The organism is Motilimonas eburnea (assembly GCF_021295345.1).
GTDB classification, from domain to species: domain Bacteria; phylum Pseudomonadota; class Gammaproteobacteria; order Enterobacterales; family CBDFNC01; genus Motilimonas; species Motilimonas eburnea.
Map to the genome: position 1 here is coordinate 13,496 of NZ_JAIMJB010000013.1, position 17,433 is coordinate 30,928.

Consider the following 17,433-nt stretch of genomic DNA (forward strand, 5'->3'; position numbering starts at 1 on the left):
TGAATGCTAACTGCTTAGCTTTTGTTCAGTTTGTTTGAATTGGCTTGGGCACCTTTTTCTACCAGCACTAAAAAATCGCCATATTTGCGCTTAGTTACTGCGCCGGATAAAAACGTCTTAGGTCGTTAAGTACCTGCATTAATACGGAGACATCCGGCTCCACATTAGGGACTGGGCGGTAGTTTCTATCAAGCACATGGGCGTCGCCTTTATCATTTAGCTCAATGATTTGCTCTGGTTGATAGACAACATACTCACGCTCATCACCCAATAACACATAGCTGCGTTTTATTGGCTCTGCGAGGTTTTTACCGGTTGAGAAATACCGGCTAGGAGTGTCAGTGAGATTAAGCTGCTCCATTAAAGTGGGCACGATGTCATTATGGCTTGTGTCTTGCTCGACAATCCCACTGGGTTGCAAAGGTTGATAGATAACCATGGGAACTTGAGTTTGTGGCCAAGCATAGCTGGTATGGCTGCCCCATTGGTTGGTATTTCTGTCATTAAACTCTTGGCCATGGCTGCCCGTAACAAGAATCAGAGTGTTGTCTAGCCCCTGATTGGCGGCCACCTGCTCAACAATACGGGCGAGTAGTATATCGGTATAGGAGACGGTATTTTTATAACGTCTAAACAGAGGGTGGTTGTCATCAAATTGGTTTGAATTGAGCATGGCATCGGCAAGGTTTCCATCGTCATCTGCGTTGGCCGTGTCACTAAAACGAGATTGGTAGCCTGTGGGGACTTGCATGTCGGCAACGGAAGTGAGGTGCACCAGACTAAACTTAGGTACCTGAGATTGATTTAAATACCAAGTTTTCCACGCATCAATCACACTGTGATCTGCTTCTAGGCCAGATTGCTCGGCTACATAAACAGGATCTGCGTGCGAGTTCAATAGTGGGGAAATACCTAGATCGGTGCCACTGAATACGCCAATTTGGTAACCCGCCTGGTGTAAACTGGTGAGTAACACAGGGGCAAGTTGGTTTGATTTAATGTCAGGCCAATAGCGGCTGGGAATACCATAAAGTAAGCCAAATAGACCAAATTCCGCGTCGTTACCTGCACTAAAGTGATGATGATACTGAGTGGAGATTGCTGCCAGCTGAGACAGGCTAGGCATGATATCGGGCTGTAACATATCGGCACGTAGCGCATCAACGACGACCATCACCACGTTGAGTTGTTGATGCTGGGGATCGAGTGTGACCTCGCGCAGTGGATATTTGATGGTGCGGCCACTTAATTTCGCATCGTTTTGGTGCGCCTTGACTTCGGCTTCGTCTATCCAGCCTTGCTTGATTAAAAACGATTTCGCCGTCATTGGATAAGATAACGGGAAGTTAGCGTTTTGCATGGTGATGGGACGGTAGAAAGTGGCATCCGCCCAAATGTTGATCAAGTGGGTGAACAAGAAACAAACAAAGAACAAAATGGCAAATTTGGGGCCAATGCGCGTCAGATAGAGGGGTTTTAATTTTCGCCACACCAGTTCAGAGGTGGTTAGCTGTACCAAAAACAGAAATGGGATAGCAACAAACAGCAAATTAGCGGTTTGCGGGTTGTCATCATTGAATAAGTATTGCCAAGTGAGCGGATTTAAGTGAAACCGAAACAGATTGAAACTCTGACTGTCGAGCAGCAGTAGGGTGAGCCCGGCGGTGCTGGCGAGCACCGCAATCAGACGTAGCACTCGTTCAAACGGCACTAAAAAACTGATCGGGAATATAAAAATCAGGTAAAAAGCAAACGTGAGGAAACTAAAATGGCCTAACCAGCTAATGATCAAATAAGCCTGGCCCAGTAAAGAGGATGGCCACTCTGCCGCCAGCAAGTAGCGGGAGGAGATGATCAAGACAAACAGTATATTGACAAAACTGAACCAATGTCCCCAATTGATGATTTTGGCAACATTGTCCATGTATCGATTACCCGTTTCGACCATAACGCTCTAAAAGTTCCATAGTTTTGTTTCAGTATTGTACAACTAAGCTCGCCTTAACAGTAACTTAACATTATTTAACGGAAGCTGTGAGCGCTTTTGCAAATTTGTCAGCCACGGCCGCTCGCTGCTCAGGTTTTACGCTGCCGTTGATCAGCTCAGTGGTGGCATTGCCTAGCACCATTAATGCAAGATCAAGAGGGGTTTGCTCGCGCTGTAACACCTCAACCACTTCATTAATAAGTGTCTCAACCCGTTCATTTGAATATTTAGAAACAACTGGCATAAGTATCCTTTGCTGTAAGTTTTAACAAAGCGGCATATAATACCCCACAGGTTTTCTTAACACACTTTTTTTCTATGAGTCTTGAATTAAGCAACATCATCATCCATTCCTTGGTAATGGAAAATGAAGGGCAGTTGATCTGCCGTACCCGAGATCAGGAGCTGGCGATTAATGCCAGTGTTAACGGTCTTGTTGAAGAACTGCAAACCAGTTATCAAAGCAAAGCGGGCAAAGGGTTTGGCTACTTTTCGCAAGATGAAGAGCATAACAGCGAGTTTGCTTCGCTACTGCGCCAGCAACTGGACCATGAACTGAGTTTTGTTGATTTCTCAAAGTCAGCTGCCCACTTACTGGCTAATGAAGTGTCTAAGTATGAGTTTGCAGAAGAAGGCGTGTTGCTACTTGCTAAATATACTTGGGTGGCCAGTGACTACTTATTATTGGTGATGTTAGCCAATAAAGACACCGTGATGGTGACCGATGAGCTGGATATTAGCAGCAGCCGTCATTTAGATTTAAGTAAAGCGCAATTAGCGGCGCGTATTGATCTTACTCAATTTGAACGCGAGCCAGAGAGTAACCGCTATATTTCTTATGTGAAAGGGCGAGTAGGACGTAAAGTAGCTGACTTTTTCTTAGATTTCATGGGTTGTCAGCCGGGCCTTGATGCCAAGGTACAAAACGTAGGCCTTATGAAAGCCGTCGATGAGTATTGTGAAAAACAAGCCTTGCCTGCGACCGAGAGCAAAGAGATCAGGGAAAATGTGTTTAACTATTGCGCCGAGCAACTGAGCCAAGGCGAGGAAGTTGAATTAAAGAGCTTGGCCGAGGTGTTGCCAGAGCCAAGCGCCGACGCGAGCTTTTACGATTTTGTGACCGAAGATTATGAGCTAGAAGAACGATTTCCGGTGGATCGCAGCACCATTCGCAAATTGACCAAATATGTTGGTTCGGGAGGGGGGTTAAGCATCAGTTTTGATCAAAAGCATTTAGGTGAACGAGTCACCTATGATGAGCAAACCGATACCTTAACCATTGTCGGGTTACCCCCTAATTTGCGCGAGCAGTTAAAACGAAAATAGTACCACGCCGACTAAATAAGGGGTTAATTAACACGGTGGCCACATCAGCGGGCCACTTGAGCGCCATTTTCGCTTGATTATCTAACCTTTTTAGCAAAATCAAAGCTGGGCACTTGTAATTAAATCCGTTTATGCGATAACCCAATGTTAAAGGCTGATCCAATCCAGCATGGCGCGATAAGATCGGCTGGCAAGCTTCGCGAACCACCCAAGCTAGGTTGATAGCTGGGTTAAAACTCAAGGATGAGATGACATTGAAGGGCGGCGTGTTAGGTTTACTGGCATATGTGTGTGGCTTGGTGCTGATCATTAGCACCAGTTTTGCCGTGAATGCTAAAAATCCCCCCCAACCTTTGGTCATTTGGCTATCCAATGAATTTTCTGTTGAAGCCGTCAGTGCGATTGCTAAGCGCTTTACGCAAAGTTCCGCTATTCCTGTTCGGGTTGAGTCGCCGCCTTTTGCTCATGCTAAGTTTCCTTTATTTGCGCCAAATGGTAATGGCCCGGATATTTTCATTGATTATCACCATCGACTAGGCCGCTGGGCCAACCAAGGCTTGCTGGCTTCTGTTGACTATTTACCCACGAGCATGGCGCAATATGTTCCCTTGGCAGTGAACAGTCTGAAATATCAAGATCAGTATTACGGTTATCCTTTAGGCATTGAAGTGCTGAGCTTGGCATACAATAAGAACTTGGTGGCTAACCCGCCAACGAATTGGTACCAAATGCAATACTGGCAAAAGATATTAATGCGCCAAGGTTTCCAGTCTTTGGTTTGGCCGGTTGAGCAAACTTTTTATAGCTTTCCTTTTGTAGCTGCATTTGGTGGCTACAGCTTTGCGCACTCTGGCTTTGCTTTTGATGCCAAAAGGTTAGGCCTCTCGGAGCCGGGCGCGAGCCGTGGGATTGATTTTTTGCGTGCCCTCATTGCGCAAAACTGGCTTAGTTTAAAAGCCAATCCCGCACAGATCATGAAAGACTTTAGCCAGCAACAACTGGCTATGATGTTGGTGTTACCCCGCCATTGGCATGATCTGAAAAAGCTCGGTTTCAGTGTGGGGTTAACCTCGCTACCCAGCATTGAAAATAAGCCGTTACGATCATTTATTAATGTGTCAGCGGCTTACATTAATCAACACAGTCAGCAACAAGACATTGCTGCCTTTTTTATTGAAAATTACCTGACCACAGAGACAGGCTTGGCGACCCTAGACAAGCATGTGGCCTTGGGGGTGCCGGCATACATACCTTATTTAAACCGGGTGGCGAGTAACCCTTGGGTGCAGACCAGTTTTGCCAGTTTACGAGATGCCCAATTAACCCCTAACATCCCTGAAATAGGACGCTTTTTTGATGTGATGTCGATGGTGTGGCGCCAATTGCCCAGCGATAAGTCATCGACCCTGATATTACAACAGGCTCAGCAAAGGGTGGTGCAATGAAACGAATCGCTCCCTTGCCTTATTTAACCTGGCGTTTTGGCGTTAATCTTATCTTGGTGATTGCCTTACTGGTTTTGTTTGGGGTGTTAGTTTGGTCTCAGGAATATGTCTTTGCTTTGGTTTGGCTTGTGTTGAGTGTGTCGGCCATCTGGGTTTATGGCGTTAAATCCGGTCAGGCTTATCGCATGTTATTTCCCGCCTTGGCTTTGATAGCTTGTTTTGCGCTGTTGCCACTTTTATTTACTGTCTTTATCAGCACCACCAATTATTCCAGTAGCCATCTGCGTTCCCTTAACAGCACGGTTGAGCAGCTGTTGCAACGTACATTCATCGGTGAGCACAGGTATCAGTATCAGTTATTGGTGGATGGGGATATTTTTCGCTTAAAATTGCGCTATGAAGACCGGACTTATTTAAGCCAGTCTTTTGCGATGAAGGCGGCGCCAAGTGAATCATTACGCCTCGCGGCAGGTGGTGCAAACTTGTTTTTACCCGAAGCAGAGCTGGAACAACAGGTGCTGTTTCGTCAAATGTACGGTGATTTACCCTTGCAATTACCGAGCGGCTCGGTGTTAACGCGTATCGATTTTAAACATTATGCTCAGGTGTTGCCCAAGTACCGCTTGTTAGATCAAGGTCTGATGCTCAGTAATGGCCAGCTCGTCAATGATGCCGTGACCTTGTTTGATAATCAAACAGCGCATTATTTGCGACCAAACTTACAGACGGGTTTTTTTCAGGCCATTGATGGTGAGGGTAAATTTATCGGCCCGCAGGTTAATCCCGGTTTTGTTGTTTGGCAGGGGGGAGAGCAGTATCAAACCATTTTTGCACAGCAAAGCTTATGGTTACCCTTATTGCGGGTGTTATTTTGGACCTTGCTGTTTGCCGTGGTGTCGTTACTTGGCAGCTTTATGCTGGGATTGTTATTGGCTCAGTTGACGTTGTTACAACGAGGCTGGAAGGGGTTTGCTTATCGCTTAGTTTTGTTGTTACCTTGGGCGATTCCCTCTTTTATCACCATATTGAGTTTTAAGGTTTTGCTGATGCCTGAATCGGGCGAATTAGCAATACTATTGAATCACTTGGTGCACTTTGCGCCTGATTGGTTGAATCAACCGAGCAGTGCTCGGTTGGTGTTATTGGGCATCAGTATCTGGTTGGGTTACCCCTATGTCATGTTATTGGCACTGGCATGCTTAAGGCGATTACCTAACGACTATTACGAGTCGGCAGCGTTATCGGGCTACGGGCCAGTACGGCGTTTTTATTACCTGACCATTCCATTAACCTTTAAGCCCTTGAAGCCCGTTTTATTGGCCTTATTTGCATTTAATTTACACAACTTTTCCTTGGTGTATTTGTTTAATCAAGGCATGCCAGTGATGGCCGATGCATTACCCCTTGCGGGTCACACCCAATTATTGCTGAATTATGTGTACAGTATCGGTTTTAGTGAGCAACAAAACTTTGCTTTGGCCAGCGCTATCACTACATTTGGTTTGTGCTTACTGGGGGCCATTGCTTATGGTGCTTGGCGCTGGTTAGGTAAAGATCCAGCATGGGGGAGCCAGGCTTATGAGTAGGCGTGTTAATCATGCTCGCTGGTGGCACCATCTTATCTTGGGAGGCATGGCCTGTGTGGTGCTGACCCCCGTACTATTGATTATCTGGGTGTCGTTTGGCTCTCCCGGAGCTCAAACCGGTGAGTTTACCCTCAACCACTGGCGGTTAGTATTGGGTCTTGGCGTAAAAGAGTCTGATGGCAGTTGGACCTTTTCCCCTTTTCCTGCACTGACTTGGCTCGGCAACAGTGTAAAAATTTCCTTAATTTATGCCAGTCTAGCGACGTTGATCGCTGCTTTAGCCGCTTACGGTTTATTGCGCAATCAGCGTGCTAGTGCCCACTCCTTAGCCAATATGCTATTGGTGTTACAATTTTTGCCTTCGGTGTTAGCGATAGTGGCGGTGTATATTCTATTGCGCAAGCTGGGTATGTTTGTGCCGTTATTGGGGGTTAATACCCATGGTGGCTTGATATTGTCTTATTTGGGGGGGGTGGCGTTTTATATTTGGTTTTTAAAAGAGCAAATTGCTTATTTACCGAGGGAATATGAAGAAGGTGCGCGCGTCACTAACGCCAGTGCGTGGCAGATTTTTGGTCATATTGTGCTGCCTTTGTTAGCACCGGCTTTTTTAGTCACTTTTTTAATCGCTTTTATGACCAGTTTTGGTGAGTTCCCGTTGGCTTCCATCTTATTGCAAAAGCAAACTCAATATACCTTAGCAGTCGGCGCACCAAATTACTTATCACCGCAATATTACCATTGGGGGGAGTTTGCGGCTTTTGCGGTGCTGTCATCTATGCCAGCATTACTGCTTTTGGCCATGATCCAGTATTGGCTCCTTTACCTGATACCTAAGTGGAAAAAAGAGAAATAACATGTCGCAGCTAGTGTTAAGCCATGTCAGTAAATCGTATCTGAGTAAACAACGCCCTGATACCCTGTTAGATGTTAACTTGTATGTTAACCAGGGTGAATGTTTAGGGGTCGTTGGGCCATCGGGCTCTGGGAAATCAACCTTGCTGCGTATTATTGCCGGGTTGGAAACGGTGACCAAGGGGGAGGTGCGGTTTAATCAACAGGTGATGACGGACACCGCGGCCACGAAACGAAACTTGGAAATGGTGTTTCAAAAACAAGCACTGTTGCCCCATATGAGCGTGGCGGACAATATTTTATTTGGTTTAAAAAACAAAGGACTGAAAAGAGCAGATCAAAGGCTTAGGTTAAAATGGGTAAGCCAATTGTTTGATATTGATGGCTGGCTAACTAGGCTCCCTGGCCAGTTATCTAAAGAAGCAGTCCAGCGATGCGCCATTGCCAAGGCGATGGCACCGCAATCTGAGCTGGTGTTATTTGACGAGCCATTTACTGGCTTATCAGGTGATGCTCGTAGCCAACTCAGATTAGAATTAAACCGGATCCAGCGTCAATTAGGCACTACTTTTGTCATGGTCACTCATCAATATCAAGATGCCATGGCCATTGCCGACAAAATGGCGGTGTTAAGCCATTTAAGAGCGAATGCACAAACGAATTTGGAGCAAGTGGGGCCCCCTTTAGAGTTGTACCATAACCCGCGCAACAGTCATGTGGCGAAAATCATTGGAGAGCCACAAATGTGTTTGTTGAAAGGCACCTTGGTGGATCTCAGTCATAATTTGACCACCATTGAGTTGGCTACGGGTGGCACGGTAAGAGCACAGGTAGATACCCGCCAAGGTGAAGTCGGTAACTTAGTCACCCTAGGTATTAGAGCCGAGCACATGCAGCTAGCCAATGCTGACAAGCTTGTCCATGTTACGGCGCAAGTGGTCGGAATTGATAACTTTGGTTGTGAATCTGTTGTCCATTTAATGCGTCAAGATCAAAAAATGGTGATGCGATTAGCCGCGACCAGCCATTTACCTAAGGTGAGTGATGTGGGTTTGCACTTTCCAAGTGAGCATTGCTATTTATTTAATCATCAGGATATCGCGTTTCCTCGCACCTCGGCTAGCTTGATATATTAGGGGCGATAAACCTTACTTTTTGTCCCTTGTTGCTCGCGTCGAAGTCGCTATAATAGCGCCTTGAATTTTGATTGGGCACCCACATGAAACTCTTTGTTAAATCACTTACGGTTATTGACTCCTCTTACCTTGACAGCCAGCGAGGCATGGTAGGGGAGAGTTACCAAGTAGACGTTGAGCTTGATGGTCGATTGAATGACCAAAATATGCTGCTCGATTTCTCATTAGTGAAAAAACAAATCAAAGGTATTATTGATGAGGTGGTTGATCACAAGCTGATCGTGCCAACTGAAGTGGCGGGGTGTGTATGTGAAGGTAAAGAGCAAATCGCCATTACCTTTCCCCTTAGCTCCAAGCAAAGCATTGTATTAAATGGCCCTGCTGAGGCTTATTGTTTGTTGCCTTCTGCCACTGTCAGTTTAGCGGCTTTGACCGAGTATTTGGAGCAGGTGATATTGTCTCGTTTGCCGGACAACATTACCGGGCTTAAGGTAAGCTTGAGCCATGAAGTGATCACAACGCCGTTTTACCATTACAGCCATGGCTTGAAAAAACACGATGGTAATTGCCAACGTATTGCCCATGGTCACCGCTCTCGGTTAGATATTTATCTCGATGACGTTTGGAATGAGTCGCTTGTGGCCAAATGGTGTGACCAATGGCGAGATATCTATTTAGGAAGCCAAGAGGATGTGGTTAGTCTTGAAAAGCTATCTATTGCCTTGCCTACTTGCGCCCTTGCTGAGCAATATATTGGCTTCCAATACACTTCGTCTCAAGGTTTATTTGAACTGATCATGCCTTCGGATTTATGTGACATCGTGCCTCTCGATACGACAATAGAAAGTTTAACCCAATACTTGTGCCAACAGATCAAGCTGCAATATCCAACGCGTAAGGTCAAGGTCATGGGTTATGAGGGGATAGGCAAGGGGGCGATAGTTGAAGCTTGATAAGTTAGGATTAAATTAACCCGTTTGGCCTCGCCGTAGGCAATAAAAAACCGAGCTAAGCTCGGTTTTTTATTGCCTACGGCGGGTGTTTAGAGTTTAAACCGGGTAACCAATTGGTCTTGGTTGTTGGCCAGATCTTCAAGTACATGACCTGTGCTAGCCAGCTCTTCAATACCTTGGTAATTGACATCAGAAATATCAGAAATCCGATTGAGGTTGTTGGCAATTTCTGCACTGGTGGCTTGTTGCTCTTCGGCCGCTGCGGCAATTTGACTACTCATGTCCGAAATCAAGGTAATGATCCCTTGGATTTCTTCCATGGCGCCATTCGCTTCAGAGCTTTGCGCTATGCTTGCTTCCATTTCATGAGAACATTCAGACATCACCTCTACGGCTTTAGCGGCACTGGCTTGTAAGTTCTCGATCATGGTTTGAATTTCGGTGGTTGAATTCGTGGTCTTTTGGGCAAGGTCACGGACTTCATCGGCCACCACGGCAAAGCCGCGTCCTTGTTCACCGGCTCGGGCTGCCTCGATGGCGGCGTTCAGCGCGAGTAAGTTGGTTTGGGCCGCAATGCCACGGATCACGTCTAATATGCCGCCGATGTTATTACTTAAGTCGCCTACTTCGGCTATTACCGTACTCGAGTCTTGGATCTTACTCGACAGTTGGTGAGTGGTTGAAATGTTGTGAGCCATCACCTCACGACCTGTATTAGAGGCATGTTCAACTTGGTTCACTTGTTCAAGGGTTGAATGGGCGGCATTGGCAACCTCGCGAACAGACTGTTCCATTTCCGTCATTGCAGCCGCGACACTGGCTGTTTCATGGCGTTGATTATCCAATTCATGTTTAGATTTATCCATGGTGGATTGATTCAGTTTCGCGAGTTCAGTTAACTTGTGAGAGGCCTCGGCCAGCTCTGACAATATGCTGCGCATTTGCTTCACTAAGGTGTTAACTTGTTCAGCGAGTTGGCCAAACTCATTTTTACTGCGGTAGCTGACCTGTTGTGTCATGTCACCTTCGGTCACGGCGGTTAACACTTGCAAAATAGATTGCAGAGGTTTGCGAATACTGACTGCGACACTAAAGGCCACCACGAAAGCGACCAACAATGAAATCACCGCCACAATGATCAAGTTACTGCGACTGGTGGAGAGGGCGTCTTTGGTATTTTGCACGGCCCGCGCCACCACGTTTTCTGCGCTGTTGTTGATCTCAATGAGCATGTTAATGGCTTGATCAACCTGCTCTTTACTTTGTTCTACTTGTGAAAGCACGCTGGCTTGGGTGATCATCAACTTTTGATAGTCGGCTAATAAACCGCTTTTGGGGTCGGTGGTGTCTTTAACTAACTGAGTAACGAGCTCACCTGCCTGAGAGTTAAAGTCAGGGTTAGCTTTGGCTAAGGTTTTTGCCGCGTTTTGAATAGAACGAATTTGTAGCTTGTTACGTCTAAGTGTGGATTTTACTTTAGCTGGATCTTCTTGGTTTAATGCATCATTGGTGCTGAGTTCAAGGATGGATATTTTTGAAACTAAGGTATCTGCGGTGAATGCTGCGCTAGGGTCATCCTTGGCTAGGCTCACAATTTTTTGTTTTAAATTAGGGGTCATGACCGCAAATTGGCTTTTCTGCTGGCTAAACTTTTCCCGTTGGTTAACAAAGTCTATCCATTTAGGCATTACCTCATTGGCGGTGGCAAAGTACGATTGCTCCTGCTCAGAAATGCCCGCAATTTGGCTAGATAGGCTAGTTTGACCTTGTGCCATTTGCGACAGTTCGTTGAGCTCGGCTTGGAATTTTTGCTGGCCTTGCTGAAATTGGTTGAGTAGTGCATCCAACTCGTCGGCTTTATCTTTGAGCAAGAAGTATTTGAGGTCGTTGTCTACCTGTAATAGCGCCACAGCGGCTTTACTGGTTTGTAAGACCAGTGGGGTCGCTTTTTCAGTAACGTCAGACATTGAACGTTCAAGCTCATTACCCGTTTGTAAGGACATGAAATTAGTGAAAAGTAGCATGATCACTAATAAAACAAAGCCCAAACTTACCTTGCGTATAATTGAGAGATTGTTCCAAAAATTCTTCATAAATTACTCGCGCTTTGCATTTAGAATAAGCGGCCCTGCCGCGGCTGTTGCCGGTGGCGATTGCCATTGTTATTGCTGATATGATCACTCAGTGGACTAGACTGCCAAAATAAAGTCTTTGTGCTCAATCAGTAGCGTACTTCTATTGTTATCGTTTAATTGTGATTTATCTTTAACCTAAACATAAGTTTAGTCAGATTTTTTAATAATTTTGGCCTGAATCACCCTTTATTGCGGTAATTGATTGTCACAAAAAGTACATATAGCCTGTTACCATTGAAATTATCACTAGAAATAGTGATTAGCATCTCAAGGTTTAGGCAGTAAGGTCAAATTGCTCTCAAGATATGGCGTTAAGTCTTGTCTAGCGCGGACTTATAAAATGATGCGTTTCCCGTGTGCATCTGTCATTATATGCGCTCAGTCACATTGGCTTATTATTGATAAGGAGCAGATCATGGCCGAAGAAACGATTTTCAGTAAGATCATTCGACAAGAAATTCCCACCCCATTGTTATATCAAGACGATTTAGTGACAGCCTTTAGTGATATTGCTCCCAAGGCAAAAGTACATATTTTAATTGTGCCTAATGAGCTGATCGCCACTGCCAATGACATTGAAGCTGAGCATGAGCAAGTGATCGGTCGTATGTATACTGTGGCGAAACGTCTAGCTAAAGAGCAGGGCATCGATCAGTCTGGTTACCGTTTGATCATGAATTGTAATGATCATGGTGGCCAAGAGGTATACCACATTCATCTGCACTTATTGGGCGGTGAGCCCCTTGGGCCTCTGCTAGCTAAGTAAACAACATTTATGCGGTTATTGTTTTTGGTATGGGGACTTGCTGTTGCAGGTACCCTCTCTGGTTGCAGTTCAACCAGTTTGCGTAATTTGTTTATTCCTTATAACGAACAAATGATGCCTGTTCGAGCGCAGGTGGCGCAAGGCCAATTTACTCAGGCAGCAGCCACCATTGAGCCAACCGAGCCCGATCAACATAATTATGTCTTGCTGCAACTCGAGCGAGGACGGGCCTGGTTTTTGGCGGGAAAGTATCAGCAAAGTTTAGCCAGCTTTAACGCCGCCGATCAGGCGATTAAAGCGGATGATAATGCCGCCGAGTATCGTTTATCTGCGGGGATGAATCAGCTTGGTACTGCCATCACCAATGACAATTTGCTGCGCTATGCGTTACCGTCATACGAGCGGGTTTTTCTTCATCATTACTTAATTTTAAATTATTTGGCTTTGGGTCAATATGACAGTGCGTTGGTTGAAGTGCGCCGGGCTAATTTGGCTCAGCAACAAGCGCTCAATGAGCACAGCGATGAATTACAATCAGTCGTTGTGCAGGCAAATGACCAAGGTATTTTGGCTGATACGAATGCTGCTCTTAATGGTTACCCTGATATGTCTGGTACCTTAGGTGAAGTGCAACAAGGGTTTCAAAACGGTTACACTTTTTTGTTGTCGGCACTAGTCTATGAAGGCGCGGGCGAATACAACTCTGCGTACATTGATTATAAAAAGGCACTGCAACTGACCCCTCATAATGCCTTTATCCAAGGCCGAGTATGGCAATTAGCAAAACAGCTGGATATGCAAGATGATCAGGCGGTGTTTAGCCAGACCTTGCCTGTGTCAATCACTCAAACCACGGCGATGCCTTCCGATACCCAAGTGGTACTCCTCGTTGAACAAGGGCTAGTGGCAGCGAAACAGCAGATGCACTTGCCTGTGCCAATCCGCTCGAGTGATGGTTACTATGGTATTTTCAACGTCGCTTTACCTGTTTATCCCGTAGGCGATACTGAAACTGAGGTGCACCTCAGCCAAGAGGGGAAGGCGGTTGCGTTGTCACCTGTTGCGCAGGTTTTTCCTTTGGCGGCAAAACAGTTGCAACAAGACTTACCCGCCATTTTATTGCGTCAGGCAATACGTACCTACAGCAAAGAAATGATGCGCCAGCAAATGGCCGAAGAAGGCGGGGATTGGGGCAATGTGTTAGCCAACTTGTATAATATGGCGACCGAAACAGCCGATACTCGAAGTTGGAGCTTGTTACCCAATCGAGTCGGCGTCAGTGGTTTAACGGTGAATGGGACGTCGACCTCGCTGGAGATTAAACAAGGAATTAATCACAAAACTATCAATTTGTCCGTAACCAGAGGTAAAATCAACTTGGTTTGGGTGTCAGTGCAAGGAAATGGCATTGCAACACAAGTATTCTCTTTATAAAAATAACAGGAGAGTGGGTGAGATGATGGTGTTGAAGTGGACTCTGGTGATGGTTTTGTTGGCGGGGTTAGCCGCTTGTGCGCAAATGCCGACCACGGGAATCGGCATCGATAATATCAACCTGGAGCCTAAGGTAAGAATCGATAATCGCGAGCTTGCCGATAAGTTGGAATTAGGCAATGTCAAAACCAAACGGACAAACGACCTACTCACAGTACAAGCTCGCGTGGCAAACCTGTATCCTTATGAGCAGACACTGCAGTATAAATTTTATTGGTTTGACCAATTCGGGTTTGAGGTTGAGCACCAGGGCCAACCTTGGTTACCTTTGACTCTACATGGTGGGCAAGTTGCCCATATTCAAGGGGTGGCACCTAATTCTGCTGCCCAAAATGTGCATGTGTATATTCGTGAAGTATTGAAAAAATAAGGCTTTTCAAAATGAAAAAAACACTGATGGCGGTTTCTTTAGGCGTTGCTGCGTTGACCTTAGTGGGTTGTTCTAATCAAATTAGTTACGGTGATGCCACGGCAGTTGAAACCACGGACATTGGATTTGGTTCGACCGATCTCCAAAAAATCGCGCAAGAGATGACCGATGACATGTTGACGTTTCCTGCCATCGTTGCGTTAACCGCCAATGATCGCCCTGTGGTGTATGTGGAGCGGATCAAAAACAAAACGACCGAACACATAGACACGGAATCCATTTCCGATACTATTTCTACCAATCTATTACGCTCTGGCAAGTTCCGCTTTGTTGATATGGGACGCGTCGAGGCGGTGAGGCAACAATTGGAATTCCAAAACGACAGTGGCATGGTTGATCCGACCAGTGCCATTTCTTTTGGCAAGCAAATTGGGGCTCAATACATGTTGTATGGCAACCTGTCGAGCATTGTGAAGGACAACGGCAAGAAAAAAGACGTCTATTATAAATTCACCCTGCGTTTAATGGATCTACAAACTGGCATTATTGAATGGGCTGATGAAACTGAGATACGTAAACAAGAGCATCGCAAAAAGTTTGGTTTGTGATTTGCGTCGTGCCTAGCCAGTGCCCGCTCTGCGCGGGCATTGTTTTTTAGCTTTTTTGAAAAACATGCGCTTAGCTGAGTTGATGGTTTCTTGCGCAGCCCTACATTTTAATGTGAAGTAAGTGTAACAAAGCCACAAATTGCAATTGACCTCAGTATTGATTGGGGTAAATTGATAGGTATTCAAACAGATAAAGGCTAAGCTCACAGAGATGAGTAAGTATGCCCCATAGGAGAGGTTTATGATTATCTATCTACACGGGTTTGATGCGACCAGCCCGGGTAATCATGAAAAAGTGATGCAATTGAAGTTTATTGATGATGATGTACGTTTTGTACATTACAGTACGATCCATCCTCGTATGGATATGAGCCACCTGTTAAAAGAAGTGCATAAACATATTCAAAATTGCGATGATCCTGAGCCACTGATTTGCGGTGTTGGCTTAGGTGGCTATTGGAGTGAGCGCATAGGTTTTCTTTGTGGTATCAAGCAAGTGGTGTTTAATCCAAACCTGCATCCTGAAGACAATATGGTCGGCAAAATCGAATGGCCGGAAGAGTACACGGATATCGGGAGTAAATGTGTTTCTGATTTTCGTAAGAAAAATTCAGGAAAATGCCTATGTATCCTTTCAACTGGCGATGAAGTATTAGATAATAGTAAATCTGAAACGGAACTGAAAGATTATTACGAAATAGTGTGGGATGAACAACAACAACACAAGTTCCGAGATATCTCCCACCACTTACAAACTATAAAGAAATTCAAAGCTCAGGGAAGCCTCGCTTAAGTCTGATTACTCTACTAGGACTCAATAGTGCAGCCCTTGTTGCTGTGTTTGAATTCACTGGAGTATTATCATGACCAAGATCATTGTTGTTGGTGGTGGTGCGGGCGGATTGGAGCTTGCCACCAAGTTAGGTCGTAAATTAGGCCGCAACAAAAAAGCGCATGTCACCCTTGTCGATAAAAATCGCACCCACCTTTGGAAACCCCTATTGCACGAAGTGGCAGCGGGCTCTTTGGACGATGGGGTTGATGCTTTAAGCTATCGTGCTCATGCCAAAAACCACGGTTTCTATTTCCAGCTTGGCTCATTATCGGCCATTTCTCGTGAGCAAAAAAACATTACCTTAGCGCCAATGTATGACGAAGAAGGTAAAGAAGTGTTAAGCGAGCGTCAGCTTAATTATGACATCTTGGTGATGGCATTAGGCAGTGTCAGTAATGACTTTAATACGCCAGGGGTTAAAGAAAACTGTATCTTCCTTGATAGTCCGGACCAAGCCCATAAATTCCACCATAAAATGTTAAATAAGTTTTTGCAGCTAGGTGAGAAACAAACCGCTGCCGTCAGTGTGGCGATTGTGGGCGCGGGGGCGACGGGGGTCGAATTATCAGCTGAGCTCTATAACTCGTTAAAACAAGTTAAAAGTTACGGTTTTGATGATATGTCACCAAGTGATTTACGGGTGACACTCGTTGAAGCGGGTGAAAAGATTTTACCGGCCTTACCGGTTAGGATCTCAAGTGCCGCTCATCATGAGTTATCGCAGTTGGGCGTTGATGTGCGCACGGCGACCATGGTGACAGAAGCCACTGAAAAAGGGTTAGTGACAAAATCAGGTGAAGTGATTGAGGCAGACTTAATGGTATGGGCTGCGGGTATTAAGGCGCCCGATTTTATGAAAGAAATTGCAGGCCTTGAGACAAACCGTGCCAACCAGTTAGTGGTCAAACCTAATCTGCAAACGACACGCGATGAAAATATTTATGCGTTAGGTGATTGTGCAGCCTGCACCTTGGCCGACGGTAAGCAAGTGCCGCCTCGGGCCCAATCGGCTCATCAAATGGCCAGTTGTGTGTATGACAATATCCTTGCTCGTTTTAAAGGTAAACCCGAAAAAGACTATGTTTACAAAGACCACGGCTCTTTGGTTTCGTTAAGCCAATTCAGTACGGTTGGTAGCTTAATGGGTAACCTGATGCGCGGCTCTATGATGGTGGAAGGGCGCATGGCGCGCTTGGTCTATGTCTCGTTATACCGGATGCACCAAATTGCCTTACATGGCTACTTTAAAACGGCACTCATGACCGTGGTGGGACGCATCAACCGTGTGCTCAGGCCGAGGTTGAAGCTACACTAATAGAAAATCGATTAAATACCTGCGTTATGCAGGTATTTTTTTGCCAATATGATAATTGTTAAAGGCATCACTCAGGCGCTTACTTTTGAGGGTATAAATAAGGATCCAGCAAACTAATACCAGCTGAATGGCGCTGGCCCATGAAAAGGCAAAATGATGCTGGCTGATAGCATTCAGTAAAAAGGCCAGATCGATACCCGCGCAAGCCAATAAGATAAGTTTTCCTTTGTGCCAAAATGGCGCAATCCATTTATTATGTTTGCGGTGGGCGATGAGAAACAGCAGTACTGCCAAAGTGCCACTGATCAAGCCCAGAAAAAAATGGGTTTTTAACGGATAAAACAGCGCCATTATCTTACTGCCATCTGGGCGGATGGTTGCTGACATGATCCAAACGAGCCAAGTGCGAGCAAGAAAGAGTAAGCTTAGATAAAACCATACGGGAGGCTTTAAATCACCTGCATTGTCGTATTCAGAGATGGGGTATAAACGTCGCATCGCGGATATCCTTATACATCTTGCCGCTTTCGTAACCAAGTATATGAGGATGTTGACGCTTGAATTCAAGTAAGCAGCGTCGCGTCCACCTTGGTCACAACATAAAAAATGACAGATTTAGCCA

16 protein-coding genes are annotated in these 17,433 nt (G+C 45.5%); 12 read left to right on the forward strand and 4 right to left on the reverse strand.

The features are described from left to right. Positions 1–94: 94 nt before the first annotated feature. Complete coding sequence (locus tag K6Y21_RS13550; protein ID WP_233072374.1) at positions 95–1,924, reverse strand: DUF3413 domain-containing protein; 1,830 nt, start codon at positions 1,922–1,924, stop codon at positions 95–97. Between the two features lie 94 nt (positions 1,925–2,018). Beyond that, on the reverse strand, positions 2,019–2,231 hold the full coding sequence (locus K6Y21_RS13555; RefSeq protein ID WP_233072375.1) for a YejL family protein: 213 nt from the start codon (positions 2,229–2,231) through the stop codon (positions 2,019–2,021). A 74-nt stretch (positions 2,232–2,305) separates the two neighbouring features. On the opposite strand from K6Y21_RS13555, the gene yejK reads away from it, so the two are divergent. The 6 genes from yejK to K6Y21_RS13585 all read left to right on the forward strand — a co-directional run bounded on the left by yejK (position 2,306) and on the right by K6Y21_RS13585 (position 9,288). After that, the gene (gene yejK / locus K6Y21_RS13560) at positions 2,306–3,313 is read left to right on the forward strand and encodes a nucleoid-associated protein YejK (protein WP_233072376.1); all 1,008 of its coding nucleotides are present in this window, start codon (positions 2,306–2,308) and stop codon (positions 3,311–3,313) included. Positions 3,314–3,561: 248 nt separating this feature from the next. Next, the gene (locus K6Y21_RS13565) at positions 3,562–4,758 is read left to right on the forward strand and encodes an extracellular solute-binding protein (protein WP_233072377.1); all 1,197 of its coding nucleotides are present in this window, start codon (positions 3,562–3,564) and stop codon (positions 4,756–4,758) included. Next, entirely contained in the window at positions 4,755–6,344 is a 1,590-nt protein-coding gene (locus K6Y21_RS13570) for an ABC transporter permease subunit (protein ID WP_233072378.1), read from the forward strand. The genes K6Y21_RS13565 and K6Y21_RS13570 overlap by 4 nt, the downstream gene beginning before the upstream one ends. Beyond that, positions 6,337–7,200, forward strand: a complete 864-nt coding sequence (locus K6Y21_RS13575; RefSeq protein ID WP_233072379.1) for an ABC transporter permease subunit — start codon at positions 6,337–6,339, stop codon at positions 7,198–7,200. Before K6Y21_RS13570 ends, K6Y21_RS13575 begins: the two co-directional genes overlap by 8 nt. A gap of 1 nt (position 7,201) precedes the next feature. Further along, positions 7,202–8,335, forward strand: coding sequence for an ABC transporter ATP-binding protein (locus K6Y21_RS13580; RefSeq protein ID WP_233072380.1), 1,134 nt, complete (start codon positions 7,202–7,204; stop codon positions 8,333–8,335). An 83-nt stretch (positions 8,336–8,418) separates the two neighbouring features. Beyond that, complete coding sequence (locus K6Y21_RS13585; RefSeq protein ID WP_233072381.1) at positions 8,419–9,288, forward strand: 6-carboxytetrahydropterin synthase; 870 nt, start codon at positions 8,419–8,421, stop codon at positions 9,286–9,288. A gap of 89 nt (positions 9,289–9,377) precedes the next feature. Here K6Y21_RS13585 and K6Y21_RS13590 read toward each other — a convergent pair whose 3' ends face one another. Next, on the reverse strand, positions 9,378–11,255 hold the full coding sequence (locus K6Y21_RS13590; protein ID WP_233072382.1) for a methyl-accepting chemotaxis protein: 1,878 nt from the start codon (positions 11,253–11,255) through the stop codon (positions 9,378–9,380). A 583-nt stretch (positions 11,256–11,838) separates the two neighbouring features. Here K6Y21_RS13590 and K6Y21_RS13595 point away from each other — a divergent pair. The 6 genes from K6Y21_RS13595 (at position 11,839) to K6Y21_RS13620 (ending at position 16,811) form a co-directional block, all read left to right on the forward strand. Further along, entirely contained in the window at positions 11,839–12,189 is a 351-nt protein-coding gene (locus K6Y21_RS13595; RefSeq protein ID WP_233072383.1) for an HIT domain-containing protein, read from the forward strand. Positions 12,190–12,198: 9 nt separating this feature from the next. Beyond that, positions 12,199–13,623, forward strand: a complete 1,425-nt coding sequence (locus K6Y21_RS13600) for a COG3014 family protein (RefSeq protein ID WP_233072384.1) — start codon at positions 12,199–12,201, stop codon at positions 13,621–13,623. A 22-nt stretch (positions 13,624–13,645) separates the two neighbouring features. Further along, complete coding sequence (locus K6Y21_RS13605; RefSeq protein WP_233072385.1) at positions 13,646–14,053, forward strand: YcfL family putative periplasmic lipoprotein; 408 nt, start codon at positions 13,646–13,648, stop codon at positions 14,051–14,053. An 11-nt stretch (positions 14,054–14,064) separates the two neighbouring features. After that, positions 14,065–14,661, forward strand: coding sequence for a penicillin-binding protein activator LpoB (gene lpoB, locus K6Y21_RS13610; protein WP_233072386.1), 597 nt, complete (start codon positions 14,065–14,067; stop codon positions 14,659–14,661). A 241-nt stretch (positions 14,662–14,902) separates the two neighbouring features. Next, complete coding sequence (ycfP, locus tag K6Y21_RS13615; protein ID WP_233072387.1) at positions 14,903–15,454, forward strand: alpha/beta hydrolase YcfP; 552 nt, start codon at positions 14,903–14,905, stop codon at positions 15,452–15,454. A gap of 70 nt (positions 15,455–15,524) precedes the next feature. Further along, positions 15,525–16,811, forward strand: coding sequence for an NAD(P)/FAD-dependent oxidoreductase (locus K6Y21_RS13620; RefSeq protein ID WP_233072388.1), 1,287 nt, complete (start codon positions 15,525–15,527; stop codon positions 16,809–16,811). Positions 16,812–16,835: 24 nt separating this feature from the next. On the opposite strand, the gene K6Y21_RS13625 is transcribed toward K6Y21_RS13620, so the two are convergent. Further along, entirely contained in the window at positions 16,836–17,309 is a 474-nt protein-coding gene (locus K6Y21_RS13625; protein ID WP_233072389.1) for a DUF2919 domain-containing protein, read from the reverse strand. Positions 17,310–17,433 lie beyond the last annotated feature (124 nt).